The 25070-nt window shown below is 63.4% G+C and carries 25 protein-coding genes; 8 read left to right on the forward strand and 17 right to left on the reverse strand.

What is annotated here, in order from left to right:
• Positions 1-19 precede the first annotated feature (19 nt).
• From D0B32_RS20535 to D0B32_RS20555, 5 genes are all read left to right on the forward strand, one after another.
• The gene (locus D0B32_RS20535) at positions 20-685 is read left to right on the forward strand and encodes a PepSY-associated TM helix domain-containing protein (RefSeq protein WP_117336323.1); all 666 of its coding nucleotides are present in this window, start codon (positions 20-22) and stop codon (positions 683-685) included.
• A gap of 263 nt (positions 686-948) precedes the next feature.
• The gene (gene waaC / locus D0B32_RS20540) at positions 949-1944 is read left to right on the forward strand and encodes a lipopolysaccharide heptosyltransferase I (RefSeq protein ID WP_181969860.1); all 996 of its coding nucleotides are present in this window, start codon (positions 949-951) and stop codon (positions 1942-1944) included.
• A gap of 14 nt (positions 1945-1958) precedes the next feature.
• Entirely contained in the window at positions 1959-2843 is an 885-nt protein-coding gene (locus D0B32_RS20545; protein ID WP_117336109.1) for a Kdo hydroxylase family protein, read from the forward strand.
• A gap of 76 nt (positions 2844-2919) precedes the next feature.
• On the forward strand, positions 2920-4221 hold the full coding sequence (gene waaA / locus D0B32_RS20550; RefSeq protein WP_117336110.1) for a lipid IV(A) 3-deoxy-D-manno-octulosonic acid transferase: 1302 nt from the start codon (positions 2920-2922) through the stop codon (positions 4219-4221).
• 104 nt (positions 4222-4325) lie between these two features.
• Positions 4326-5072 carry a Fic family protein gene (locus tag D0B32_RS20555; RefSeq protein ID WP_117336111.1) on the forward strand — a complete coding sequence of 249 codons (747 nt, stop codon included), beginning with the start codon at positions 4326-4328 and terminating at the stop codon, positions 5070-5072.
• Positions 5073-5111: 39 nt separating this feature from the next.
• On the opposite strand, the gene ureG is transcribed toward D0B32_RS20555, so the two are convergent.
• The 9 genes from ureG to urtE form a co-directional block, all read right to left on the reverse strand.
• Positions 5112-5759: an urease accessory protein UreG gene (gene ureG / locus D0B32_RS20560; protein ID WP_117336112.1), complete on the reverse strand. Its 648-nt coding sequence runs from the start codon at positions 5757-5759 to the stop codon at positions 5112-5114.
• Between the two features lie 12 nt (positions 5760-5771).
• Positions 5772-6452: an urease accessory protein UreF gene (locus D0B32_RS20565; protein ID WP_117336113.1), complete on the reverse strand. Its 681-nt coding sequence runs from the start codon at positions 6450-6452 to the stop codon at positions 5772-5774.
• Positions 6439-7236, reverse strand: a complete 798-nt coding sequence (ureE, locus tag D0B32_RS20570; RefSeq protein ID WP_117336114.1) for an urease accessory protein UreE — start codon at positions 7234-7236, stop codon at positions 6439-6441. Before ureE ends, D0B32_RS20565 begins: the two co-directional genes overlap by 14 nt.
• A 3-nt stretch (positions 7237-7239) precedes the next feature.
• Positions 7240-8946 carry an urease subunit alpha gene (gene ureC, locus D0B32_RS20575; protein ID WP_117336115.1) on the reverse strand — a complete coding sequence of 569 codons (1707 nt, stop codon included), beginning with the start codon at positions 8944-8946 and terminating at the stop codon, positions 7240-7242.
• Positions 8947-9055: 109 nt separating this feature from the next.
• Positions 9056-9361 (reverse strand): urease subunit beta, encoded by a 306-nt coding sequence (locus tag D0B32_RS20580; RefSeq protein ID WP_117336116.1) that lies wholly within the window; start codon positions 9359-9361, stop codon positions 9056-9058.
• Between the two features lie 18 nt (positions 9362-9379).
• The gene (gene ureA, locus D0B32_RS20585; RefSeq protein WP_006048588.1) at positions 9380-9682 is read right to left on the reverse strand and encodes an urease subunit gamma; all 303 of its coding nucleotides are present in this window, start codon (positions 9680-9682) and stop codon (positions 9380-9382) included.
• Between the two features lie 168 nt (positions 9683-9850).
• Positions 9851-10654, reverse strand: a complete 804-nt coding sequence (locus D0B32_RS20590; RefSeq protein ID WP_117336117.1) for a transporter substrate-binding domain-containing protein — start codon at positions 10652-10654, stop codon at positions 9851-9853.
• Positions 10655-10950: 296 nt separating this feature from the next.
• Positions 10951-11832 (reverse strand): urease accessory protein UreD, encoded by an 882-nt coding sequence (locus D0B32_RS20595; protein WP_117336118.1) that lies wholly within the window; start codon positions 11830-11832, stop codon positions 10951-10953.
• A 410-nt stretch (positions 11833-12242) separates the two neighbouring features.
• Positions 12243-12935, reverse strand: coding sequence for an urea ABC transporter ATP-binding subunit UrtE (gene urtE, locus D0B32_RS20600; protein ID WP_117336119.1), 693 nt, complete (start codon positions 12933-12935; stop codon positions 12243-12245).
• Between the two features lie 611 nt (positions 12936-13546).
• Here urtE and D0B32_RS32335 point away from each other — a divergent pair.
• Positions 13547-13750: a hypothetical protein gene (locus D0B32_RS32335; RefSeq protein ID WP_147329551.1), complete on the forward strand. Its 204-nt coding sequence runs from the start codon at positions 13547-13549 to the stop codon at positions 13748-13750.
• On the opposite strand, the gene urtD is transcribed toward D0B32_RS32335, so the two are convergent.
• The 4 genes from urtD to urtA form a co-directional block, all read right to left on the reverse strand.
• Positions 13739-14602, reverse strand: a complete 864-nt coding sequence (urtD, locus tag D0B32_RS20605; protein ID WP_117336120.1) for an urea ABC transporter ATP-binding protein UrtD — start codon at positions 14600-14602, stop codon at positions 13739-13741. The two genes, D0B32_RS32335 and urtD, sit on opposite strands and share 12 nt — an antisense overlap.
• Positions 14599-15783, reverse strand: a complete 1185-nt coding sequence (gene urtC / locus D0B32_RS20610) for an urea ABC transporter permease subunit UrtC (RefSeq protein WP_117336121.1) — start codon at positions 15781-15783, stop codon at positions 14599-14601. The genes urtD and urtC overlap by 4 nt, the downstream gene beginning before the upstream one ends.
• Before the next feature lies 1 nt (position 15784).
• Positions 15785-17410: an urea ABC transporter permease subunit UrtB gene (urtB, locus tag D0B32_RS20615; RefSeq protein ID WP_117336122.1), complete on the reverse strand. Its 1626-nt coding sequence runs from the start codon at positions 17408-17410 to the stop codon at positions 15785-15787.
• Between the two features lie 220 nt (positions 17411-17630).
• A complete protein-coding gene (urtA, locus tag D0B32_RS20620) occupies positions 17631-18926 on the reverse strand; it encodes an urea ABC transporter substrate-binding protein (protein WP_117336123.1) in 1296 nt (431 codons plus the stop codon).
• Between the two features lie 363 nt (positions 18927-19289).
• Here urtA and D0B32_RS20625 point away from each other — a divergent pair, with 363 nt between their 5' ends.
• Complete coding sequence (locus tag D0B32_RS20625) at positions 19290-20627, forward strand: aspartate aminotransferase family protein (RefSeq protein ID WP_117336124.1); 1338 nt, start codon at positions 19290-19292, stop codon at positions 20625-20627.
• Between the two features lie 110 nt (positions 20628-20737).
• Here D0B32_RS20625 and D0B32_RS20630 read toward each other — a convergent pair whose 3' ends face one another.
• The 4 genes from D0B32_RS20630 to D0B32_RS20645 form a co-directional block, all read right to left on the reverse strand.
• Positions 20738-22129: a DUF3443 family protein gene (locus D0B32_RS20630; protein ID WP_117336125.1), complete on the reverse strand. Its 1392-nt coding sequence runs from the start codon at positions 22127-22129 to the stop codon at positions 20738-20740.
• Positions 22130-22159: 30 nt separating this feature from the next.
• Complete coding sequence (locus tag D0B32_RS20635) at positions 22160-22633, reverse strand: DUF2844 domain-containing protein (RefSeq protein WP_117336126.1); 474 nt, start codon at positions 22631-22633, stop codon at positions 22160-22162.
• Positions 22634-22799: 166 nt separating this feature from the next.
• Positions 22800-23123 carry a rhodanese-like domain-containing protein gene (locus D0B32_RS20640; protein ID WP_117336127.1) on the reverse strand — a complete coding sequence of 108 codons (324 nt, stop codon included), beginning with the start codon at positions 23121-23123 and terminating at the stop codon, positions 22800-22802.
• A gap of 34 nt (positions 23124-23157) precedes the next feature.
• Positions 23158-23811, reverse strand: a complete 654-nt coding sequence (locus D0B32_RS20645) for a protein-L-isoaspartate O-methyltransferase (protein ID WP_117336128.1) — start codon at positions 23809-23811, stop codon at positions 23158-23160.
• Between the two features lie 207 nt (positions 23812-24018).
• On the opposite strand from D0B32_RS20645, the gene D0B32_RS20650 reads away from it, so the two are divergent.
• Positions 24019-25068: a LacI family DNA-binding transcriptional regulator gene (locus D0B32_RS20650; RefSeq protein ID WP_259295076.1), complete on the forward strand. Its 1050-nt coding sequence runs from the start codon at positions 24019-24021 to the stop codon at positions 25066-25068.
• Positions 25069-25070 lie beyond the last annotated feature (2 nt).

Raw genomic sequence — 25070 nt, forward strand, 5'->3', positions numbered from 1 at the left:
CGGTCGCGGTGGCAGCAACGTGCCGCCGCGGCGCGAGCGCGGCGCTGAACCGGTGCGCAAGCCCAAGGGCGCGCGCCGCATCACGTTCATCAAGTGGCTGCGCAAGGTGCATGGCTGGATCGGCTTGTGGGGCGCGGCGCTAGGTCTGCTGTTCGGTACCACCGGCTTTCTGCTGAATCATCGCGGCGGTCCGCTGCGCGTGTCGACGGGCGAACCGGTGGTCTCTTCCGTGCAGGTGCCGTTGCCGCAACCGGCCCCGGAAACGCCGCGCGAACTCGCGAAGTGGCTCAAGCAGGATCTAAAGCTGCAAGGCAAGCCTGGGCGCATGCAGAACGAACCGGAGCACAAGGTGGCGTGGGGCGATCGCAGCATGACCCAGCCGGAGCACTGGCAGATCAGCTTCGCCTCGCCGCGTGAGAACACCTCGGCGGATTACTGGGTGGGCAATGATTACGTGACCGTCAAGCGCAGCGAAAATTCGTTCCTCGCCACGCTCACCAACCTGCATAAGGGCGTGGGCATGAGCATCGGCTGGGTGCTGGTGGTGGATACGCTGGCGGGCAGCATCATCCTGCTGTCGTTGACGGGCGTGTTGCTGTGGTCGGAGCTGAACCGGCGCAAGACGGTGGGCGCGGTTCTCGTGATCGGCTCGATCGTCGCCGCGCTGTGCGTGGGGCTGGGCTGAGGCGGGCTTGGGGTGGCTTTTCCGGGTGGCTTTCCGGGCGGCTTTCCTCGAGCCTTTTCAAGCTGACGTCTAGCCAGGGTCCTCGAGCCTGGGGACACGTTCGAAACAAGGCCCATGTAGGGGCCGACAGGTCTTTCTGGATGGGCGAGGGGCGTCTCCCGAGGTACGCCCCTTGTTTTTTCATGCTTTTGCACGCGACGCGCTAAAATTGCCGTCCTCTCAACGCTTCTTCAGGCCGGAAACGCCGGCGTTCCACTTTGAGCGTGCAAAAGATACTGATCGTCAGAGTGTCGTCGCTGGGCGACGTCGTTCACAACATGCCGGTGATCGCGGACATCCGTCGCCGGCATCCCGAAGCGCAGATCGACTGGCTGGTCGAGGAAAGCTTCGTGGGGCTCGTGGAGCTGGTGAACGGCGTGCGTCGTGCGATTCCGGTATCGCTGCGCCGCTGGCGCAAGCGGGTGCTCTCGCCTGGCAACTGGCGCGAGATCAGCGCCTTTCGCCGCGCGCTGGCGGCCGAGAAATACGACCTGGTGATCGACTGCCAGGGGCTCATCAAAACCGCCTGGGTCGCACGCATGGCACGCGGGCCGGTGGTGGGCCTCGCCAACCGTACCGATGGTGCGGGCTTCGAATGGCCGGTGCGCTTCTTCTACGATAAGCGCGTGCCGATCGAGCCGCGCACACACGTGGTGGAGCGCACGCGTCAACTGGTCGCCGCCGCGCTGGGTGACCCCAAACCCGAGCCCACCGACGAGATCGATTTCGGCCTCGACACCGGGCGCGCGGCGCTGGCGCTGTCGCAAGCAGACCTGAATCTTCCCGTGCCTTACGTGGTGTTCGTGCATGCCACTTCGCGCGCCGACAAGCAATGGCCGGATACCGCGTGGATCGAACTGGGGCAGTCGCTGGTGCGGCGCGGCGCGTCGATCGTGCTGCCGTGGGGCAGCGACGCCGAGCGCGTCACCAGCGAACGGCTCGCGAAGGAATTCGGCGCCGCGGCCATCGTGCCGCCGCGGCTGTCGTTGCCGGCGGTGGTCGGTTTGATCGACGGCGCAGCCGCCACAGTGGGGGTTGATACAGGTCTAGTTCACATCGCCGCCGCGCTGAAGCGGCCAACGGTCGAGTTGTACAATTTCGCGACCGCATGGCGCACCGGTGGCTACTGGTCACCGAACGTCATCAATCTCGGCACCGCTGGCCAGCCGCCCACGCTGCAACAGGTGAAGTCGGCGCTGGCCGGTTTCGGCCTGCTGTAACAGGAAAGGCGACCATGAACGAAACCCAGATCATCGAAGTAACCAGCGCCGACTGGCATGGACACAACCTGTCCGTGCCGCGCGAGACGCTGCTGGCCGGCGTCGAACGCGGCAAGGTGCTGTATTTCCCGAATCTGCGCTTTGCCATCGAAGGCGGTGAACAGGCGCTGCTCGACCCGGCGCTCGCCGATCCGAATCGCAAGAACATCAGCCTCGAGCCCAACGGCGGTGTGCTCCACGGCGTGGTGGGCGACGCGGTCACGCAATCTGCCGTGCGCGCGTTGATTGCCCGCTATCAGGCCAATGCACGGACACTGGTTGACGGTCTCTTTCCCGAATACGATGGCAAGCTGCGCGTGGCGCCGACCAGCCTGCGGCTGCATCAGGTGGAAACGCGCCAGACGTCCTGGCGCAAGGACGACAGCCGCCTGCACGTCGACGCTTTCCCCTCACGTCCCAACTACGGCGAGCGCATTCTGCGCGTCTTCACCAACGTGAACCCGCATGGCACACCGCGCGTGTGGCGCGTGGGCGAGCCGTTCGAGGACATGGCGAAGCGCTTCCTGCCGCGCATCAAGCCGCAAATGCCGGGCTCCGCGTGGCTGATGAACCTGCTGCACGTGACGAAATCTCAACGCAGCGAATACGACCATCTGATGCTGAATCTGCACGACAGCATGAAGGCCGATCTGGAGTATCAGAAGGCGAGCCCGCAGCAGAGCATGCCGTTTCCGCCGGGCAGCGTGTGGGTGTGCTTCTCGGATCAGACGTCGCACGCGGTGATGTCCGGCCAGTTCATGATGGAACAGACTTTCTTCCTGCCGGTGAAGGCGATGGCGCAACCCGAGTGCGCGCCGCTCGGCATCCTCGAACGCCTGAAGGGCAGGGCGCTGGTTTGAGCGCCGCCCGCTCCGCGCACGGCTGCGCTCAGTTCATAGCCGGTCTCGAAACGAAAAATACAGGCGCGGGGCGCGGATGCTAAGGGCGATCTATAACGCGCTCTGGTGGCTCGTGGCGCCGCTTGCCGTGCTGCGGCTGTTGATCCGTTCGCGCAAGGAGCGCGGCTATCGCGAGCATATCGGCGAGCGCTTCGGCTATGCGAGCGGACGCTTGCCCGAAGACGACACGCCTTTGATCTGGGTGCACGCGGTCTCCGTGGGCGAGACGCGCGCGGCGCAGCCGCTGATCGAAGCGCTGATGAAGGCGCGCCCGGACGCACGCATTCTGCTGACGCATATGACGCCGAGCGGCCGCGCCACCGGCGAGCAGATTTTCGGCGATCGCGTGTTGCGCAGCTATCTGCCGTACGACCTGCCGCATGCCGTGCGGCGGTTTCTGCGGACGTGGCGGCCGTCGCTGGGTCTCGTGATGGAAACCGAAGTCTGGCCGACGCTGATCGACGAATGCCGGCGCGCCGATGTGCCGCTGGTGCTGACCAACGCGCGCATGTCCGCGCGCTCGTACAAGCGGGCGGCGAAGTTCGGCAGCGGCACGCGCGAGGTGTTCGGCGGTTTTGCCCGTGTGCTGGCGCAGAGTCCGTCGGATGCCGAACGGCTCACCGCGCTGGGCGCACGCAACGTGGCCGTGCTTGGCAACCTGAAGTTCGACATGAGCACGCCGCCAGAGCTGGCCGCGCGGGGTCATGCGTGGCGCGCGGCGATCGGCGCACGGCCGGTGTGGGTCGCGGCCAGTACGCGCGAAGGCGAAGAGGAACTGGTGCTGCAGGCATTCGCGGCGTTGGGTGTCGAGGATGCGCTGTTGATCCTGGTGCCGCGTCATCCACAGCGCTTCAACGAAGTGGCGGCGCTGGTCGAGCGCAGCGGGCTGCGCCTCGAACGGCGTTCCACTTGGGCGCCGGGTGCGGCTGGCGCGTCGGCACTGAGTGTGACGCGGCCGCTGCCGGAAGATGTCACGGTGCTGCTGGGTGATTCGATGGGCGAATTGGGGGCGTACTATGCCGCGTCGGATCTGGCGTTCATCGGCGGCAGCCTGTTGCCGCTGGGTGGGCAGAACCTGATCGAGGCGTGCGCAGTGGGGGTGCCGGTGTTGATCGGGCCGCACGTGTTCAACTTTACCCAGGCGACAGCGGATGCCGTGGCGGCAGGCGCGGCGGTGCAGGTGCAGGACCCCGCTGATCTGGCGCGCGCGTTGCGCGAACTGTTCAACGACAAGTCGCGGCGCCTCGCCATGAGCGGCGCCGCTTCGGCGTTCGCCGCGCGCCATCGCGGCGCGACGGCGCGCACGGTGGATGTGTTGATGGCGTTGTTGCCGGGGTGAGCGGTGATACGCTGGGCGCGCCCACAAATCGTATACTCTGCGGAAAATGAGTGTTGGTCGCTCGACGCTTCTTGCCTCGCACTGCCTTTCTCGACGGTTCTCCTATGACGCTCTTTACCGACCTCGGATTTCAATGGGACCGCGCTGCGATTCCCGATGATCTGCCGACCCATTCCGTGAAACGGGTGTGCTTTCGCTTCCACCGAATGCTGCCTGAGTTCGTGTGGGATGCGAGTGTGCTCGAAGGCAATCCATTCACCTTTCCGGAAGTGAAGACGCTGTTGGATGGTGTGACCGTAGGCGGTCGAAAAATCTCGGATCAGGAACAGATCCTGAATCTGGTCGATAGCTCCAGGCATTTGCTGACGCTTGTACAAAACCAACGGTTCGCGCTGGATAAGCTGACCTTCTGTGATTTGCATCGCATCGTGGCACGCAACGAGGCGCTCGAATGGGGCGTGTTTCGCGGCGAGGGTGAAGAAACGCATTACACGCCAGATGTGGCGCTTGGTGAACTCGGCCGCTACACGCCGTTACCGACTGCTCCGGGCGCACCGGAACTCAACCGTGTCTTTGCCGCAGGTACGCGTGCGCTCGGCGAGCAGGTGTCCAATGCATTCGAGCGTGGCTGCGCGTTCTTCCTGTTCGGCGCGTTGCAACAGTTTTTCTTCGATGGCAACAAGCGCACGTCCCGCTTCATGATGAACGGCGTCTTGATGTCGCATGGCATTGATGCCATCAGCGTGCCCGCTCAGCGCGCCGCGGACTTCAACGAGAAGATGGTGCGCTTTTATACGTCGAAGGACGCGTCGGAAATGATGGCATTCCTGCTGGAATGCCATCCAAAATGATGAGGGTTCGTACCCTGCATGGCTACGCATCGCACGCTCTCACGCCACCAGCAACCCCTTCTTCTCGATAAACGCAATCACATCGCCAAGGCCGTCCAGCGCCTTGAGATTGCTCATTACGAACGGCCGCTCGCCGCGCATTTTCTTCGCGTCCGAGGCCATCACGTCCAGGTTCGCACCCACCATCGGGGCGAGGTCCGTCTTGTTGATCACCAGCAGATCCGATTTCGTGATGCCGGGGCCGCCTTTGCGCGGAATCTTCTCGCCGCCGGCTACGTCGATCACGTAGATGGTCAGGTCCGACAGTTCCGGGCTGAAGGTTGCGGCCAGATTGTCGCCGCCCGATTCGATGAAGACGATATCCGCGTCGGGAAAGCGCGTCAGCATGCGATCGACGGCTTCCAGGTTGATCGACGCGTCCTCGCGGATCGCCGTGTGCGGGCAGCCGCCCGTCTCCACACCCATGATGCGTTCGGCCGGCAACGCGCCCGCGACGGTCAACAGACGCTGGTCTTCCTTGGTGTAGATGTCGTTGGTGATGGCGACGAGATCGTAGCGTTCACGCATTGCCTTGCAGAGCATTTCGAGCAGCGTGGTCTTGCCGGAGCCAACGGGGCCGCCGACGCCCACGCGCAACGGCGGCAGTTTGCGGGTACGGCGAGCGGTGTGATGCTGAGGTGCGTTCATGGTGGATGAGGTTTATGAGCGGAAAAGCCGCGAATACTGTGACTCGTGACGCGCCGACAAAATGCCGAGTTGTGGCGCGAAGGTGTTGATGTCGTCAGGGGCCGTGGCGAGCGCGTGCTGAACGGCGGCGTCGATTGGCTCGCGCAACGCGACGATGATGCGTTGCCCGGCGAGTTGCCCGAGCGGCACCGCTTTCAGGGCGGCGGCCGCCTGGTTTTCGATCCAGCTGAATGCGTAGGCCGCGAGCGCGGCGTCGGGCGTGACGTCGTGTGCGTACGCCGCGAAGGCGAACGCCGTGGGCTGCGCGAGCGGTGTGATGGCGGCGAGGGTTTCGCGCCGCCCGGCATCACCCCATTCCAGTGACGCGCACAGTTGCCGCAGCGACCAGCCCATCTGCTCGGTTTCGCGGCGCAGTTCAGCTGATTCGCGGCTGGCGAGAAATTCGCCGTTGGCGAGCGCGAGCCCTGCTGCGTTATGCTGATGCCAGCGTTCGATCTGGTGGGCGAGAAACGGCAGTTCGCCATGCGCGAGCACATTCGTGAGACCGCTTTCGATCCATGCGCGGGCGGTGTCGGCATCGGTGATCAGTTGCGCTTCGATGGCGGCTTCGAGCCCCTGCGAATAGCTGAACGCGCCGATCGGCAACGCCGGCGACGCAAGATGCAGCAGGGCGGTAAGCTCAGCGGTGCGCATGCTTGTGCGAGTGATCGTGACCGCAGGAGTCGTCGTGCACGTGGTCGCCGTGATTGTGGCCGTGGTCATGCGCATGGCCGTGATCGGAGCCGTGGTCATCCGTGTAGTCGTGGTCATGCCCATGCTCATGTTCGTGTGCGTGACCATGCGCATGCGAGTGCCCATGGTCATCATGCGCGTGAACATGATCGTGCGAGTGATCGTGGCCGCAGGATTCGTCGTGCACGTGGTCGGACGCGTGGTCATGCCCGTGCTCATGCGAATGCCCATGATGCTCCCCGAACACCTGCTGCGCGAGCGCATAGTCCTCGGCGAACGTCTCGTCATGTCCGTGCTTGTGCCCGCCGCCATACGCGCCGGATTCCGGCTGAAACGGCGCGCTCGCCTGCTCGACGGAAGCGCCGATGCGCTTCAGCATGTCGGCAAGCACCGGATCGTATTCGAGCTTCAGATAATCCGCGCCCACTTCAACCGGTGTGTGCCGGTTGCCAAGATGATAGGCAGCCCGCGTCAGCGTTAGCACATCCCGCGCACGAACCATCAGCACGGATTCAGCCGCCGCCACCACGCGCACCAGCCTGCCGTCCTGCGCCACCAGCACATCGCCATCGCGCAACACCGTGCCGCGCGGCAGCAGCAGGGCCACTTCCTCAGCGTTATCGAGCGTCGCGGCCAGACGGCTCTTGCGACGCGCGTCGAAATCCAGCGTCAGCACCGCCGCGCGCTTCACCAGCACGGGCGCGAGCTTGATTTTCGGGTCAAGCAGTTTGTCGAGGGTACGCATGGTCTAGAACAGAAAGTAACGTTGTGCCATCGGCAGCACCGTGGCCGGCTCGCAGGTCAGCAACTGGCCGTCGGCGATCACCTGATAGGTTTCCGGATCGACGCTGATCGCTGGACGCCAGGCGTTGTGGATCATGTCCGCCTTGCTGATGTTGCGGCAGTTCTTCACCGGTACGATACGCTTGGTCAAGCCGTAGCGCTCGGCGATGCCCGCGTCCGCGCTCATCTGCGAGACGAAGGTGAGCGAGGTGCGCGCGAGCGCACCGCCGCGCGTCGCGAACATCTCACGGTAATGCACAGGCTGCGGCGTAGGAATGGACGCGTTCGGGTCGCCCATCTGCGCCAGCGCGATCATGCCGCCCTTGAGGATCAACGACGGCTTGATGCCGAAGAAAGCCGGCTCCCAGAACACCAGATCGGCCCACTTGCCCGGCTCGATCGAACCGACCTCATGCGCGATGCCATGCGTGATGGCCGGGTTGATCGTGTACTTGGCGACGTATCGTTTGGCGCGAAAATTATCGTGGCGTGTGTTGTCCTCGGGCAGCGCGCCGCGCTGCACCTTCATCTTGTGTGCCGTCTGCCATGTACGGATGATCACTTCGCCCACGCGTCCCATCGCCTGCGAGTCGGAGGAGAGCATCGACAACGCGCCGAGGTCGTGCAGGATATCTTCCGCGGCAATCGTCTCGCGGCGGATACGCGATTCGGCAAACGCGATGTCTTCTGCAATCGACGGGTCAAGGTGGTGGCACACCATCAGCATGTCGAGGTGTTCGTCGAGCGTGTTGACGGTGTAGGGACGCGTCGGATTGGTCGACGAGGGCAGCACGTTCGCTTCGCCGCAGACCTTGATGATGTCCGGCGCGTGGCCGCCGCCCGCGCCTTCCGTGTGATACGTGTGGATCGTGCGGCCCTTGAAGGCGGCCACCGTAGCTTCGACGAAACCCGCTTCGTTCAGCGTGTCGGTGTGAATCGCGACCTGGGTGTCGGTGTCGTCGGCAACCGAAAGACAGTTGTCGATCGCCGCCGGCGTCGTGCCCCAGTCCTCGTGCAGCTTCAGACCGATCGCACCCGCGGCGATCTGCTCGGTGGCCGGATCGGGCAGGCTCACGTTGCCCTTGCCGAGAAAGCCGAGATTCATCGGATAGCCGTCCGCCGCCTGCAACATGCGTTCGAGATGCCAGGGGCCGGGCGTGCAGGTGGTGGCGTTGGTGCCGGTGGCAGGGCCCGTGCCGCCGCCGAGCATGGTGGTCACGCCGCTTGCGAGCGCTTCGTCGATCTGCTGCGGACTGATGAAGTGAATGTGCGTATCAATGCCGCCCGCAGTGACGATCAGTCCTTCACCCGCGATGACCTCTGTGGCCGCGCCGATCGCGATGGTCACGCCCGGCTGAATGTCCGGATTGCCCGCCTTGCCGATGGCCGCGATACGGCCATCCTTGATGCCGATATCGGCCTTGACGATGCCCCAGTGATCGAGAATCACCGCGTTCGTGATCACCGTATCCACCACGTCCGCGTGCACGCGCTGCGACTGACCCATACCGTCGCGAATCACCTTGCCGCCGCCGAATTTCACTTCTTCGCCGTAGGTCGTGAAGTCGCGCTCGATTTCGATCAGCAGATCGGTGTCGGCGAGCCGCACACGATCGCCCGTCGTGGGGCCGAACATTTCCGCGTACGCGCGGCGGCCAATACGTAGTGTCATGTTGTGAAGTCCGGAAAGTGGCTAAGGGGAAGTCCGCAGCATTGCAACGGTGCGTGTCGGACGGCTTGCAGCTTGCGCAGCCGCCGCTTGAACACAGCACAAGCAGCGCTCACAGCGGACCCATGACCTTGCCGTTGAAACCGTAGACGACGCGGCTACCCGCCAGCGCGACCAGTTCGACCGTGCGTTCCTGGCCTGGCTCGAAACGCACGGCGGTGCCCGCTGCGATGTTGAGCCGGAAGCCACGCGCCGCTTCGCGATCGAACGAGAGCGCCGAATTCACTTCATAGAAGTGGTAGTGCGAGCCGATCTGCACCGGACGGTCGCCGGTGTTCGAGACGGTGAGCGAGACCGTGGCGCGGCCCGCGTTCAGTTCATGCTCGCCATCATCGGTAAGGAGTTCGCCTGGAATCATGGGGGCTCCGGAGCGTGATCAGGGAATCGGATGATGAACGGTCACGAGCTTCGTGCCGTCGGGGAAGGTGGCTTCCACCTGGATGTCGGGAATCATCTCCGGCACGCCTTCCATGACGTCGTCACGGGTGAGCAGCGTGGTGCCGTAATGCATGACTTCGGCTACGGTCTTGCCGTCGCGCGCCGCTTCCATCAGCGCCGCCGTAATGAACGCCACCGCCTCCGGATAGTTGAGTTTGAGGCCACGCGCGCGACGGCGTTCGGCCAGCAGCGCGGCGGTGAAGATCAGCAGCTTGTCCTTCTCACGGGGTGTCAGCTTCATCGGATGTGGTGGGTCGTGTTGTGTCTGTCCCGGCGGAACAGACGACAGATGTCATTGACGCTACGCGTTATCGCCGCTGCCCAAATAGTGTGCTGGATGCAGCAGGGGCGGAGACAGGCGTGACGCCAGCTTAGCCTGGAACAATATCAAGTGGAATCGACATGCGCCTTACAGCGTCGCGGGCAACGGCGCGCCGAACCACTTCTTCGACATCGCATTCAGCGTTCCGTCGCTCTTCGCCTGGGTGATCGCGGCATTGACCTTTGCAAGCAGACGTCCTTCGTTTTTGTTCAGACCAACGAAGCAGGGCGAGTCCTTGATGACGAACTTCGGTTCCGGACGGCGCGGCGGATTCTTCGCATTGATGGTGGCGGCGACGATGTTGCCGGCGGCGATCAACTGCACCTGGCCGGACAGGAACGCGGCGATGGTGGCGTTGTTGTCCTCGAAGCGTTTGATGGTCGCGTTCGGCGCCATTTGCGTGAGCGCGATCTCTTCGAGCGCGCCGCGCGTCGCTCCCACGGTCTTGCCGGTGAGGTCGGCGGGGCCGCTCACCTTGATATCGGCGGGGCCGAATACGCCCTGAAAATACGGCGCATACGCGATTGAGAAGTCGATCACCTTCTCGCGCTCGGGCGTCTTGCCGAGCGAGGAGATCACCAGATCGACCTTGTTGGTCTGCAGATACGGGATGCGGTTCGCGCTGTTGACGGGCACAAGTTGCAGCTTCACGTTCATGGCCTTGGCGAGCAGCGCGGCGGTGTCGATGTCGTAGCCTTGCGGCTGCATGTCCGGACCCACCGAGCCGAACGGCGGATAGTCCTCCGGCACGGCCACCTTCAGGACGCCGGCTTTGGCGATGGCATCGAGCGCGTCGGCATGCGCGGTGGGCGACGTGATGACGAGCGCGGGCGCGATGAGCAACGCGGCTAGCCAGGCGCGGCGCGCAAGGCGTGGTCGAAGGAGGGTCATGAGTCGAGGCGTTAGCGGTGGCAGGCGAGGCGGTTGCCATCAGGATGCGGCAACATCGTGGCGCATTTCAGAGCAAGCCGTGTGCCATGTCGGTGCAGCGTGGCTCCGCGAGGCGTTATGACTACACGTGCCCTAGGTTGGGGCGAAGTGATGCGTCGCCTTGGTGCCTGGTGCCGCGTGTTTGCCGAGCGCGGGTATATCGAGGATGTTGGGAGTGTTGGACGAGGCGAGCGTGGACATGCATCAATTGGCGCTCTTACCGCTTCGTGCCCGGATGGCGTGCTCGCGTGATCGTCTCAGGTGGTCCACAAACGCAGCGGGCTCGCCTCGACGCCATGAACGATGGGCCGCAACTGTAGCCAGCACTGCGTGAGCGCGTGTTGCAGCGGCTCCATCGAACGCGCCACGGCACGCACGAGCAGCACGCCAGGGCTCACGCAGGTCGCGGCGGCGCGCAGATTCGCGTCGAATGGCAGTTGTGCGGTGAGTGTTTCGGCGAGGGCGTCGTCGCAGGCGGGACCGACGGCCCACAGTGTCCCGTAAGCGGGATAGCCGGCGAGTCCTTGCGGCGCGTCGCGCAGGGGATCCGTGGCGTGCAGGTTGGCGCGCTCGAACCACAGCAGTTCACCGGATGGGCCGACGATGCGCGAAACCGTTCGCAGGGTACCCGCCGACCAACGCTCGCCGGCCGCTTGCCGACCGAGTTGCGTGGCGTCCCAACCGAGCGCGGTGCCGCCCTCGGCGAGTGTCAGCGTGAAATCGAGCGTGGCGTGGGCGTGATCGAAGACGATGTTGTTTTGCGGCAGCCAGTCGAGCTTTGCCTGCGCGCCGACCTTGATGTCGATGTGCTGTAGCGCGGAGCGGCCATTGGACTTGTACCACTTGGTGGCGCCAGGCGTGGTGAGCACGCCGTGGCTGCCTGCATCGAGCGTCACGGCGATATCGAGCCGATCGCCACCCGCGACGCCGCCCGGTGGATGCACGATGACCGCATGACAGATGGCCTGACCTTCGGGATACAGCGGACGCTGCACGCGCAGCGGACCGTCATGCAAACGATGCACGAGCGTGGTCCGTTCGCCGTGCCTTGCGAAGCCGAGTTCGAGACGCGCGCGCCACAGCGTGTGAGCCGCGGATTGCGCGCTGGCGAGCGTCGCGTGGTTTTCGTGAAGCGACATGCGGTGCGGTGAATGTGAGGGCGTGTTGTGAAAAGTGGCTGGCGTTCGTTGGCGGGCTGATGGATCGGCTTATGGACCAGGCGCGAACTGGGTTCATGGACCGGTTCGCGTACAAGGCTCACGGACGGCGCACCAGAACGAGCTTCGTACAAACGCGATGCGGCGAGGATAGCACGCGGTACTTGGCGGAAGCTTATGGTGCGCACGCTGCACGCCACGGCCCAGCACAGTAGCGCAAAGCGCGGCAATGCAAAGTACGGCAATGCAAAGTACGGCAATGCAAAGTACGGCAATGCAAAGTACGGCAACGCAATGCAATGCACAGCAACGCACAGGCGGTCGAACATCACCGCCACAGCACGTTCACAATTGCCCGTTACCCGTTACGCAAAGCGATGGCCGCGTGCAATTTACACGGCGATCAGCGCGCGCACGCCGTCGTCATCCATGTTGGCGCCTTCGCCGCCGGCGACGATTTCACCGCGACTCATGACCCAGTAGCGATCCGCGATGGCTTTGGCGAAATCGTAGTATTGCTCGACGAGGAGGACGGTGAGGCCCATTTCCTCGACGAGTTGCCGGAGGGTGCGACCGATGTCCTGGATGATGGAAGGCTGGATGCCTTCGGTGGGTTCATCGAGGATGAGCAGTTGCGGGTCGCTCATGAGTGCGCGGCCGATGGCGAGTTGTTGCTGTTGCCCGCCGGAGAGATCCCCGCCGCGACGGTTGCGCATGTCTTTGAGAACGGGGAAGAGCTCGTAGATACGGTCGGGGATTTTCGAGGGGGCTTTTTTGCTGGCGGCGCCGACCATGAGGTTTTCTTCGACCGTCAGGCGGGGGAAGATGTCCCGGCCTTGAGGGACGTAGCCGAGGCCTTGCGCGACGCGGGCGTAGGTGGGGAGTTTGGTGATGGGTGTGCCACGCCAGCTGATGGCCCCGCTCTTGGAAGGGACAGTGCCCATCAGGCAGCGAAGCAGGGTGGTTTTGCCAACGCCGTTACGGCCCAAAAGGACGGTCAGTTTGCCGTCCGGGACAGTGAGCTTCACGTCTCGGAGGATGTGGCTGCCGCCGTAATACTGGTTTAGGGAGTCGACTTCTAGCATTACTGAGTGTCCTTTTGGTTAAGCTTTTTTTTGCTTGCTTTCGCTGTTTTGTTGCTTACGCTTTATCGTTGGTTTTTGGCCTTTGCTTGATTTCTTATCGGTACGTTTGGTTTTTAGGTCGTTGCTCTTCGGGCGTTGGCCTTTCCTTGCTTTGTTTTTGGTCTATTTGCGTTGCCCCTGTGCGGGGCGGCACCTACTTTTCTTTGCCTGCCGCAAAGAAAAGTAGGCAAAAGAAAGCGGCTCACACCGCTAACTCTTAAGTGTCCACCACTAACCTCAACCCAGAGTGGTCCGAGACAAGACCACACCTCGCACCACCCAAGCCAGTGACACAGCACTCATCCATCCAGCGTCGCGCTCCGCGCCCCGCCGTTCGGCATAACTTTCCCCGCAACCGCAACCAGACCACGGCAGTAGCCCAACCAACGCATCAGTTGGACTGCCACCCTCGCGGAGCATTGCGAGGGTGGGGGGTAAACCGATCCGTCGCGCACGGAGTGTGCGGACGGGATGAATGACAGCTGTGCCACGGGCGGGTAGTGACTGGGTGCCGAACTCGTCTCGGACCAACGCTGTGAGAGCGGCGAGGGAGACACCTAAGCACTGGCGGTTTGAGCCCGCTTTCTTTTGCCTACTTTTCTTTGCGGCGGCAAAGAAAAGTAGGTGCCGCCCCGCACAGGGGCAACGCAAATAAACCAAAAACAAAGCAAGGAAAGGCCAAAGCAGCAAGAACAACCACCAAAGAACCGAAGCAAAAAACCAAAGCAAAAAACCAAACCACCGCCGCAGGCAAACAAAAACAGCTACCGCCCTAGATAAGACTCAATAACAGTCTCATCCGCCTTAACCTCATCAAGCGTGCCATGGGCCAAAACCCGACCTTCGGCCATAACAGTCACCTTCCCGGTATCACCAGAAAGCGCCGCAACAAACTCCATATCATGCTCGACAACCATCATCGAACAAGTCCCACGCAAGTGATTCAACAACTCAGCCAACTGCATGGTCTCATCATCGGTCATGCCTGCCGCAGGCTCATCCAGCAACAACAACGCAGGCTGCTGCATCAGCAACATACCAATCTCCAGCCGCTGCTTTTGCCCATGCGAAAGCTCGCCCGCCAGCCGCCGCGCCTCGCTTTCAAGGCGAATCAGCGCCAACGTCTCCTCGATCCGCGCCTGTGCCTCACGATCCAGTCGCGCGCGCAACGAAGGCCACCATCCCTTGTCAGCCTTCATCGCCAGTTCGAGGTTCTCCCACACGGGATGCTGTTCGAAGACGGTAGGCTTCTGGAACTTGCGGCCAATCCCCGCGCGCGCAATGGAAGGCTCGTTCATCCGCGTCAGATCGATGGTCTGCCCGAGAAACACCTTGCCCGAATCGGGCTCGGTCTTGCCCGTGATGACATCCATCATCGTCGTCTTGCCCGCACCATTCGGTCCGATGATGCAGCGCAGTTCGCCAACGTCGATTGAAAGCGACAGCTTGTTCAAGGCCCGGAAGCCATCGAAACTCACCGTCACGTCTTCAAGGTACAGAATCGTGCCGTGCGAGACGTCGATCTCGCCCGGCGTCACCACGCGGCCGAAATCCGCTACGCCACTCAGCGAGCGTTCCGCAGGCGCTTCGGGTAATGCAAGGTCGGGCGTCATCGGGTTTTCATTCATGAGCGGTTCCTCTTGCGCATCGCCAGTTCGATCAGCCCCATGATGCCGTTCGGCAGCAGCAGCGGCACCAGCACGAAGATCAAGCCAAGGAAGAACAGCCAGTACTCAGGGAAATTCGCTGTGAAAAAGCTCTTCGCGCCGTTCACCGCGAAGGCGCCAATGATCGGTCCGATCAGCGTGCCACGTCCACCCACGGCTACCCAGATCGCCATTTCAATCGAGTTACCCGGCGACATCTCGCCCGGGTTGATGATGCCCACCTGCGGCACGTACAACGCACCCGCTATCCCGCACAGCACAGCCGACACGGTCCAGATGAACAGCTTGTAGCCGAGCGGGCTGTAGCCGAGAAACATCAACCGCGTTTCGCCGTCACGCACACCGGTCACGACGCGGCCGAGCTTCGAGGTCACGATGGCACGCGCGCCGAGGAACGCCAGCACCAGCACCGCAAACGTAATCAGGAATAGCGTGGTGCGAGTGCCTGGATGCGTGATCGGAAAGCCGCCAATCCGCTTGAAATCCGTGAAGCCGTTGTTGCCGCCAAAGCCGGTTTCGTTGCGGTAGAACAGCAGCATCGCGGCGAACGTCATGGCCTGCGTGATGATCGAGAGATACACGCCTTTCACACGCGAGCGGAACGTGAAGAAGCCGAACACCCACGCCACCACAGCCGGCACCAGTACCACCAGCAGCAACGCGTACCAGAGGTGTTGCGTGCCTTCCCAGTACCACGGCAACGCGTGCCAGTTGAGGAACACCATGAAGTCGGGCAGGTCGCTTTGATAGACGCCTTCGTGTCCGATCGAGCGCATCAGGTACATGCCAATGGCGTAGCCGCCCAACGCAAAAAACAACGCATGGCCGAGGCTCAGAATGCCGCAGTAGCCCCACACCAGATCGAGGGCGAGCGCGCCAATCGCGTAGCACATGAACTTGCCGGTCAGCGTCATCATGTACGCGGACAGATGGAACGCGCTGGTCTCGGGCAAGACGAGCGCCGAGAACGGCACGCCGAGTCCCATCACGATGATCAGTGCAATCAGCGCCGCCCACGCGCCGCGCGAGAGCAGCGGCGGACGCGGCGGCAAGCCGAGCGCGAAGCCCGATTGCGCGGCGCGCTCCGTCGTCGTGGGAACGCTCGATGAGGTGACCGATGCCGGAGAGGATGCCGATGTCATCTCATGCCTCCGCGCTGCGGCCCTTGAGGGCAAACATGCCCTGCGGACGCTTCTGGATGAACAGAACGATCAGCACGAGCACCGCGATCTTCGCGAGCACCGCGCCCCAGAACGGCTCGATGGCCTTGCTGATGAGGCCGAGGCCAAAGCCGCCAATCACCGTGCCGGCCAGTTGACCGACGCCGCCCAGCACCACCGCCATGAACGAATCGATGATGTAGCTCTGGCCGAGATCCGGTCCCACGTTGCCGATCTGCGAGAGCGCGCAGCCGCCCAGCCCGGCGATACCGGCGCCAAACGCGAAGGCGTATGAATCGACACGCGCTGTCCTGACGCCCACGCACGCCGCCATCCGGCGATTCTGCGTCACGGCCCGCACGAACAAGCCGAGGCGCGTCTTGGTCAGCACGGCCCATGCAATGCCCACCACGATCAGCGAGAAGGCGAGAATGGCGAGGCGGTTGTACGGCAGGATCAGGCTCGGCAACACGGTGACGCCGCCGCTCATCCACGAGGGGTTTTCCACCTGGACGTTCTGCGCGCCGAAGATCATGCGGGTGGCCTGAATCAGGATCAGGCTGACGCCGAAGGTGGTCAGCAGCGTTTCGAGCGGACGTCCATACAGATGCTTGAGCACGAGGCGTTCGAGCACGATGCCCACGAACGCCGCCGCCACGAACGAAGCGGGCACCGCCAGCAGCGGATACCAGTTGAAGGCGCCCGGCGCGTAATGCTGGAACAGGTTCTGCACCACATACGTGGCGTACGCGCCGATCATCAGGAACTCGCCGTGCGCCATATTGATGACGCCGATCAGCCCATACGTGATGGCGAGGCCGAGCGCAGCAAGCAGCAGCACGCTGCCAAGCGACAGCCCGGCGAACAGCGTGCCGGCAATCTGGCTGCGGCGCTGGATCGCGTCGAGTTCGTCGAGGCCCGCCTGCGCCGCCGCGCGCACGCGGTCATCGGGTTCGGCGAAGGTACCGTCCGGCTTCTTCGCAACCAGTGGTCGCAGCACTTCGTTCATGTCCAGATCGTGCCGCGCGGCCACCAGCTTCACCGCTTCGAGACGCGTCGCCGGGTCGCTGTTGTGCAGCGCCGTCATTGCCCACAACGTGTCGAGCTTCTTCTTCAGATCCGGATCGGTTTCTTTGGCGCGCTGTGCGTCGATCTGCGGCTTCATCGACGGGTCAGGATTTTGTAGCAGCGCGGCAATCGCTGCGCGGCGCGTTTCCAGATCCGGCGAGTCGAGCTGCGAGCCCGACAAGGCGCCCGACACCTTCGAGCGCAGCAGATTGTTGAGGGTGACCGGCTGCGCGTCACTGGCCGTGACCGCTTTGCCCGTGATGGCGTCCTTGGTCGCGTCGCCATCCTGGATCAGCACTTCGCCGGAATCGGTTGCAAGCGCGTTGTCCTGGGACAAGGCTTTGAGCAACGCTTGCGACTGCGGGTCGTGATTGGCGATCAGCTTGTCGATGGCCGCGGATTTCGCGTCGAAGTCGTCGCTGCCGAGCGGCGCGACATCCGCCTGTGTCAATGCATGAGCAGCGAGCGGTGCTACCGCGATCAGCGCAATGCCCAGTGCGCCGATACCGCGCCGTGCCAGCCTCAGAATGGAAAACGCCATGATGCCCTTTGCAGCGCGCGTGACGCGCTTTAGATTGGCCAGCCTGGCGGTGCGGCACTCGTGCCGCAGGGTGCCGCACCGTCAAGCTGCGTGTTCAGGCGAGTCGTAGAGCCCGCCTGTCCCCACCTGCCTGTTGCATGTCTGTTACGTCTGGAGGACAGGGCGAAGGCAGCACGCCCCGGTCCTCCAGTGTTACGTTCCTTGCAGCGATGCCGTGACCTCAGGCGACCCGCGAACGGCGCAGGAACGCCGGGATCGACGTGACCACATCCGGCTTGCCCTGGTTGCCTGCAATGTACGGGCTCCACGGTTGCGCGCGAATCGCGGTCTTGGTCCGCCACACCACGTTGAACTGGCCGTCGGCACGCACTTCGCCGATCATCACCGGCTTGTGCAGATGGTGATTGCCGTCCATCGTCAGCACGAAGCCCGACGGTGCGTTGAAAGTCTGGCCCACCATTGCGACGCGCACCTTGTCGACATCGGTGCTCTTGGCTTTTTCCACGGCCTGCTTCCACATGTGGATGCCCACGAAGGTCGCTTCCATCGGATCGTTGGTGACGCGCTTGTCGCCGCCGGGCAGGTTGTTGTCCTTCACCCACTTGGCGAACATGGCCTTGAACTTGGTGTTCTCCGGATCGCGCACCGACATGAAGTAATTCCATGCGGCGAGGTTGCCCACCAGCGGCTTGGTGTCGATGCCGCGCAGTTCTTCTTCGCCCACCGAGAACGCCACCACCGGCACGTCCGTGGCTTTCAGGCCCTGGTTGCCCAATTCCTTGTAGAACGGCACGTTCGAGTCGCCGTTGACGGTCGAGATCACGGCCGTCTTGCCGCCCTGCGAGAAGGTCTTGATGTTGGCGACGATGGTCTGATAGTCGCTGTGGCCGAACGGTGTGTAGACCTCCTGAATATCTGCGTCCTGGACACCCTTGGATTGCAGGAACGCGCGCAGAATCTTGTTGGTCGTGCGTGGATAGACATAGTCAGTACCGAGCAGGAAGAATCGTTTGGCTCCGCCGCCTTCTGCGCTCATCAGGTATTCGGTGGCCGGAATGGCTTGCTGGTTCGGCGCGGCGCCCGTGTAGAACACGTTGCGCGACATTTCTTCGCCTTCGTACTGCACCGGGTAGAACAGCAGGCCGTTCAGTTCCTCGAACACCGGCAGCACCGACTTGCGCGACACCGAGGTCCAGCAGCCGAACACCACGGCGCATTTGTCCTGGGTCAGCAACTGACGGGCTTTTTCGGCGAAGAGCGGCCAGTTCGACGCCGGGTCGACTACCACCGGCTCGATCTGGCGGCCCATCACACCGCCGTTCTTGTTGATTTCCGTAATGGTCATCAACGCGGTGTCTTTCAGTGAGGTCTCCGAAATAGCCATCGTGCCCGACAGCGAATGCAGAATGCCAACCTTGATCGGGCCGCTGTCCTGCGCATTAGCAAACGGACTCTGTCCGGCGAGAGCCAATGCGCCAGACATTGACCCGAATTTCAACAGACTGCGACGTTTCATTTGCTACCCCTTGCCATTGATTGAAGCGTGTTTTATGAGCGATGATTTTTGACATCAAAAGGCGATCCAGCATGGCTTGCCCGGCAACTACTGCAAGTGACATGCCAAGCGGTAAATCTGACCCGCACTGTGCGCAAGCCGCGCTGCAATGCGGTCGAGCTACGGGGGCCGATCCACGGCCGTTATGCGCGACGGGCGCGAAACTGGTGCAACACTTAGGGTTGCGCCTTATTGCGGTGCGCCTCGCGCTGTAACGAAGCGTTCATTTCCGCCAGGGGGCGGGCACGGTGCATCGCCGCTACCCCGTTGTGCACCAGCGCGCTGCTGCCTACACTGAAAGACCACCCTGCGAGGAGACACGACATGAATGAGCGCGCTCAAGCGAATGCCGGCGGCACGGACCTAGCCGCGTTCTGGATGCCCTTCACCAACAACCGTCAGTTCAAGAGCGCGCCGCGCCTGCTGGCGAGCGCGAAGGGGATGTACTACACGTCACACGACGGGCGGCGCATCCTCGACGGCACGGCGGGGTTGTGGTGCGTCAACGCCGGCCACTGCCGCGATGAGATCGTGGCCGCCGTGCAGGCGCAGGCGGCCGAAATGGATTTCGCGCCGACGTTTCAGATGGGACACCCGAAGGCATTCGAAGCCGCCACGAAGATTGCCAGGCATACGCCCGAGGATCTGAAACATATCTTTTTCGTGAACTCGGGTTCCGAGGCGGTGGACACGGCGCTCAAGATCGCGCTCGCTTATCACCGCTCACGCGGCGAGGGCCAGCGCACGCGTTTCATCGGACGGGAGCGTGGCTATCACGGCGTGGGCTTTGGCGGCATCTCGGTGGGCGGCATTGCGCCGAATCGCAAGGCGTTCTCCGGCGGCCTGCTGCCCGCGGTGGATCACCTGCCGCATACGCTGAACATCAAGGAGGCGGCTTTCTCGAAGGGCCAGCCGAAGTGGGGCGCCCATCTGGCGGACGAACTGGAGCGGCTCGTGACGTTGCACGACGCGTCGACCATTGCGGCGGTGATCGTCGAGCCGGTGGCGAGTTCGACGGGCGTGCTGATTCCGCCGGAAGGCTACTTGCAGCGGCTGCGGCAGATCTGCGACAGGCACGGCATCCTGCTGATCTTCGACGAGGTGATCACCGGCTGGGGACGGCTGGGCGCACCATTCGCCGCGCAGTACTTCGGCGTGACGCCCGATCTGCTGACGATGGCCAAAGGCACCAACAACGCCGCCGCGCCGATGGGCGCCGTGGCCGCCAGTACGCGCGTGCACGACTCGATTATCAACGGCGCGCCAGCGGGCATCGAACTGTTCCACGGCTATACGTATTCGGGGCATCCGATCGCGGCGGCCGCCGCCTGTGCAACGATTGATCTCTACGAACGCGAGGGCCTGTTCGAGCGGGCGGCGCGCATGGCGCCGGTGTTTGAGAACGCCATCCACAAGCTGCGCGACGCACGGCATGTGATCGACGTGCGCAATCTGGGTCTGGTAGGCGGCGTGGAACTGGCGCCGCGCGATGGCGCGCCCGGCACGCGGGCTTACGACGTGTTCGTGCGCTGCTACGAGAAGGGCGTGCTGACCCGTTATACCGGCGACATTCTGGCGTTCTCGCCGCCGCTGATCGTAGAGGAGGAACAGATCGAGCAGATCTTCAAGACGGTGGGCGAGGTGTTGAAGGAGACCGAGTGACCGGTTGCGCGTTTGGGTTGAGCGACGCTTCAGAATGGAGCGTTTGAATGAAGCAGGAGGCCGGAGCAATCGCGCTCTGGCCTCCTGCGTTCAGGACTTTTGACGCGCCATCAGAACGCTGCGAAGGGCCCCACTTGACCGTTCACGGTGGCGTTCTCCAGCACGGTGTAGACACTGCGCCCGTAGAAGAACGGCAGACCCCACAGCACGATGCCCGAAGCATTAGCGCCGATGTTATTGAAAGCCGAGTTTCCGCTCACCCAGAGCGTGTTGGCATTGGCGATGCCAAACGGAATGTTGATCGGCGTGCCGCTGCCGTTCGAAGCCCGGAAGAGGGCGGAGAGCGAAAGTGGCGAGGCGGGCGTATAGAACGAATTCGTGGTGGCAATCGTGCTGTCCGGGAACAACAGCATGTTGGTGCCGCTGTCGATCGCACTCGGGTTCAACGTGCGGCCCTTGTAGACGGTCGTGAAGTAGCCGTACTGATCCAGCGGCACCACGTTCACGCCAGCCGGCATGGCGTTGTTCGACTGCGTGCCGATGCCGAAAATCAGCTGCCCCGTGGCACCGTCCGCGCCGCCAGGCGACAGGGAAGGCAGGCGGATGATGGTGCCGTTGTTGTCAATCGGCAAAGCAGCCACCGGGTTCATGGGCTGGCCGCTCACGGGCACACGCGTATTCACGCACGCGCTGGCGCTCGTGCAGTAGTAATAGCTCGCCGGATAAATCCGCTTCGCCGACGCGGCGTCGTCATAGACCAGATTGCTGATGCCGACAAGGCCGTTCGCGCCCATCTGGGCCACGGAACTCATATCGGGGCCGCCGTGCGTGATGCAGTCGGCTGGTGTTGCAAAGGCGCCGTCGCCGATCACCTGCACCGGCATCACGCTCGAGGTCTCGCTTCCCATCGAGACGGTGGCCCGTTTGATGGATCCCCACGTGAAACCGGAACCGAAGGTCGCGCACTGCGCGATGGGCGCGTTGCCGCTCGGGTCGTCGGTGGCGCCCGTTTGCGGTGGCAACTGGTTGGCGAACGCCTTGCCGAGCGCGCCAGCCATGATGCGCACGCCGGTCGAGCCGGTATCGAGGATCATGCGGTCCACCGTGGCGCATTGGCTGCTCCCCTGGGCATTGGGCGCGCAGACGGTGATCGTCACATAGGGCTGGTTGATCGAGGTCTTGCCATCCACGGTAATGGGAACGGCATTGCCGCCCGCAACCGGCGTGATGACAGCGGGGCCATCAGCCGGCGCCGTGTTCGGATTGGCGGGCGTGTTGGTGCCTGGCGTACTGTTGCTGTTCGGGGAACTGTTGCCGTTGTTGCCCGGCCAGGGAATCGACGCGGGCCAGTTCGGCCCCCCGGGTGAGTTCGGCGCAGCCGGCCAGTTGATGGCTGAGTTGCCGCTGCCGCCATTGCCGTTGCTGCCGCCTCCGCCGCAAGCCGAAAGGACGGCGCTGGCAGCAAGCATCGCAACGCTGAGCGTTGTGCTGATCGTCTTCATGGGTGTATTTCGAAGAAGGAGGGAAGCGGCTTACTGCAGATCGTCGAAGCTCATGCCGGTGGGCACGAGGCGCGGCAGATACGCCCGGCCATAGAAATGCCCGCGACGGCCGAACGATTCCAGGCGGAAGTCGCCATTGCCCTGAATCAACGCGCCGCCGCCTTGCGGCCGGGCACCGCCGTTGCCGTTGCTGGCGGGATTGGCGAAATTCGGAAAGTAGCTGCCAAGCAGTTCGTTCATGTCGGGCCGCATCGGACCTTGCCAGGTGACGGCAAACACGACGTTGTCGGGCAGCACGTACTCGCGCACCCTGACGTCGTCAGCGGTGTGTGATTCGTGTACCGAATAGGAGGCGTGGGTGGCTGCGGGTTGCGGGGCGGCGAGGAGTGAGCGCGGCGCGCTAGCTACGCCCGTGGGTGCCGCGCCGAGCGCCGCGTCGGCCAGTGCCGGCAGTAGCGTGGCGAACAGGATGGCCAGGCGCGGCAGAGTCTTCACAAATGGCATGGCAATGTTCCGAAAACGAGTCGGAGCATGGTGCCAGAGGCATTGCTACGGAGACCTGAGGAAATTTCCGCAGTGCCGGAGTGAAACACGTGCGGGAAGTGAGGGAGACCGAGGCGTGTCGGTCATCCTCATGGAAGCGCCAGAAAAGGCGGGTAGCAGCGACAGCTTAGTACGTGGGCACCTTGGCATCGACCTGCCGTGACCATGCATCAATGCCGCCTTGCAGGTTGAACACGTTCTGATGCCCGCGCGATTCGAGGAACATCGCCACTTGTGCGCTGCGTGCGCCGTGATGGCACACGCAGACGATTGGCGCTTCATCGTCGAGTTCTTCGCTGCGCGCAGGAATCTCGCGCATGGGGATCGACACGCAGCCGGCGATCTTCGCCGTTTCGATTTCCCACGGCTCGCGCACGTCGAGCAGCACGGGCGCGGGGCGCGATGAATCGGCGAGCCATTCGGCAAGAGCAGGAGCGGAGAGGTTTTGCATCAGCGGTAAATCCGGTTCAGGTGAGTGCCTGTGATCAGAACTTGAAACGCGGCGGCTGCACGGCGTTGATCAGCGGCTCCACGTACGTTTCGAACACGTCGGCGATGCGATATTGCTTCTCGTCGATACGCGTGATGATCTGCGCCTTCATGACCGGCGCGGTGCCCACGAAGGCCGCGAGGCGACCGCCGATCTTCAGATGTTCGAGGATGTCCTGCGGCAGCACGGGCAGGCCGCCCGACACGCAGATCACGTCATAAGGAGCCGCTGCCGGCCAGCCGCGCGAAGCGTCGCCCGTGACGACCTCGGCATTCAGCACGCCGTTGTTCGCCAGATTCATTTTGGCCAGTTCCGCCAGTTCCGGCTCGATATCCACCGTCAGCACGTGTTGCGAGCGGTGCGCGAGCAAGGCCGCCATGTAACCCGAGCCGGCGCCGATCTCGAGCACGGTTTCGTGCTTTTTCACCGCCAGTTCCTGCAGCACGCGTGCTTCGACGCGCGGCGCCAGCATGTGCTGGCCGCCCGGCAGCGGCACTTCGAAGTCCACGAAAGCCAGTTCGCGGTAGATGGCAGGAACGAAGTTTTCACGCTTGACGATGGAGAGCAGATTCAACACGTCCTGGTCGAGCACTTCCCAGGGGCGGATCTGCTGTTCGATCATGTTGAAACGCGCTTGCTCGATATTCATGGTGTGGATTCGGCGGTTCGGTTTGGGTGCGGCCCAATGGGGGCCCCGGGTAACGGCGGAATTGTACCAAATCGGGGGCCTATCCCGACGCCTGGCGGGCAGGGTGCCGCTTCGCCGCCCCCGTGTTAATCCCTACGTTTCGGTCCTTGCGATTCGCGCGTTCATCGTCCAAAAATGTAATCGATTACAAATCGGGGACAAAAAAACGTGTCCAGAACGCGGCAGGAGGAGATCGTTGCTGCCCGGCCAGGCGTCCGCCCGGCCGATGGGCTTTCCATTTCCGGCGTGGCCGAGCAGGCCGGCGTTTCCGTGGCAACCGTCTCGCGGGTGCTGAACGGACACGCCAACGTGCGCCCCGCCACCCGCGACAAGGTGCTGGCCGCCGTGGACGCAAGCGGCTATCGCGTCAACGAACTCGCCCGCAATCTGCGCACGGCCGAAAGCCGTCTGCTGTTGACCATGGTGCCGGACGTCGGCAATCCGTTTTACGCGGAGATCGTGCGCGGCATCGACAGCGTGGCGCGTCAACATGGCTATTTCATGCTGCTGTGCGACACCGGCGCCGATCCGGGCCGCGAGCGCAGCTACTTCGATCTGCTGCGGCGCCGCCGCGCGGACGGCGCCATCTGCCTCGATCCCGCCACGGTGCAGCAGGCGCTGGCCGAAGAGTCCGGCGCGCTGCCCTGGGTGGCGTGCTGCGAGTTCGACCCGGCGGTGGGCGTGCCGTACGTGAGCATCGACAACTATCGTGCAGCCGGCGACGCCGTGCGGCATCTGCTGGCGCAAGGGCATCGGCGGGTCGGCCTGATCAACTCGGACGACGACTACCTGTACGCGCAGCAACGTCAGCAGGGCTATCACGACGCGCTCATGGAGGCGGGCATTACGCCGCACGAGCGCTGGCGCATGAATCTCAACAGCCTCGACTACGAAGCCGGCGCTTCGGCGGCAGCCATGCTGATGGCGCAGCGCGACGCGCCCACGGCGATCTTCGCGGTCTCGGACACGCTCGCGATCGGCGTGATCCACGGGCTGCGCAGCGTCGGCAAGCGGGTGCCGGACGACGTCGCCGTGGTCGGCTTCGACGATATCTCGCTCGCCAGTCAGATCGACCCGCCGCTCACCACCATCGCGCAGCCCATGCGCGAACTCGGCGAAACCGCGGCGCGCCTGCTGCTGCAGCGGCTCGCTAATCCATTGGCCAACGTGCCGGGCGTGCTGTTGCCGCACCGGCTCGTGATCCGCAGGAGCACCTGAGC

It is taken from the genome of Paraburkholderia sp. DHOC27 (genome assembly GCF_003429005.1).
Lineage (GTDB): Bacteria > Pseudomonadota > Gammaproteobacteria > Burkholderiales > Burkholderiaceae > Paraburkholderia.

Excerpts from the sequence above, each read along its gene's own strand:
- ureA (WP_006048588.1), bottom strand. The coding sequence starts at position 9,682 with ATGAAGCTGACACCCCGTGAGAAGGACAAGCTGCTGATCTTCACCGCC.
- D0B32_RS20630 (WP_117336125.1), bottom strand. The coding sequence starts at position 22,129 with ATGAAGACGATCAGCACAACGCTCAGCGTTGCGATGCTTGCTGCCAGC.
- urtA (WP_117336123.1), bottom strand. The coding sequence starts at position 18,926 with ATGAAACGTCGCAGTCTGTTGAAATTCGGGTCAATGTCTGGCGCATTG.
- D0B32_RS20640 (WP_117336127.1), bottom strand. The coding sequence starts at position 23,123 with ATGCAAAACCTCTCCGCTCCTGCTCTTGCCGAATGGCTCGCCGATTCA.
- D0B32_RS20645 (WP_117336128.1), bottom strand. The coding sequence starts at position 23,811 with ATGAATATCGAGCAAGCGCGTTTCAACATGATCGAACAGCAGATCCGC.
- ureE (WP_117336114.1), bottom strand. The coding sequence starts at position 7,236 with ATGCGTACCCTCGACAAACTGCTTGACCCGAAAATCAAGCTCGCGCCC.
- urtB (WP_117336122.1), bottom strand. The coding sequence starts at position 17,410 with ATGGCGTTTTCCATTCTGAGGCTGGCACGGCGCGGTATCGGCGCACTG.
- ureG (WP_117336112.1), bottom strand. The coding sequence starts at position 5,759 with ATGAACGCACCTCAGCATCACACCGCTCGCCGTACCCGCAAACTGCCG.
- urtE (WP_117336119.1), bottom strand. The coding sequence starts at position 12,935 with ATGCTAGAAGTCGACTCCCTAAACCAGTATTACGGCGGCAGCCACATC.
- urtC (WP_117336121.1), bottom strand. The coding sequence starts at position 15,783 with ATGACATCGGCATCCTCTCCGGCATCGGTCACCTCATCGAGCGTTCCC.
- D0B32_RS20590 (WP_117336117.1), bottom strand. The coding sequence starts at position 10,654 with ATGACCCTCCTTCGACCACGCCTTGCGCGCCGCGCCTGGCTAGCCGCG.
- D0B32_RS20545 (WP_117336109.1), top strand. The coding sequence starts at position 1,959 with ATGAACGAAACCCAGATCATCGAAGTAACCAGCGCCGACTGGCATGGA.
- urtD (WP_117336120.1), bottom strand. The coding sequence starts at position 14,602 with ATGAATGAAAACCCGATGACGCCCGACCTTGCATTACCCGAAGCGCCT.
- D0B32_RS20555 (WP_117336111.1), top strand. The coding sequence starts at position 4,326 with ATGACGCTCTTTACCGACCTCGGATTTCAATGGGACCGCGCTGCGATT.
- D0B32_RS20580 (WP_117336116.1), bottom strand. The coding sequence starts at position 9,361 with ATGATTCCAGGCGAACTCCTTACCGATGATGGCGAGCATGAACTGAAC.
- waaA (WP_117336110.1), top strand. The coding sequence starts at position 2,920 with ATGCTAAGGGCGATCTATAACGCGCTCTGGTGGCTCGTGGCGCCGCTT.
- D0B32_RS20565 (WP_117336113.1), bottom strand. The coding sequence starts at position 6,452 with ATGCGCACCGCTGAGCTTACCGCCCTGCTGCATCTTGCGTCGCCGGCG.
- D0B32_RS20595 (WP_117336118.1), bottom strand. The coding sequence starts at position 11,832 with ATGTCGCTTCACGAAAACCACGCGACGCTCGCCAGCGCGCAATCCGCG.
- ureC (WP_117336115.1), bottom strand. The coding sequence starts at position 8,946 with ATGACACTACGTATTGGCCGCCGCGCGTACGCGGAAATGTTCGGCCCC.
- D0B32_RS20625 (WP_117336124.1), top strand. The coding sequence starts at position 19,290 with ATGAATGAGCGCGCTCAAGCGAATGCCGGCGGCACGGACCTAGCCGCG.
- D0B32_RS20635 (WP_117336126.1), bottom strand. The coding sequence starts at position 22,633 with ATGCCATTTGTGAAGACTCTGCCGCGCCTGGCCATCCTGTTCGCCACG.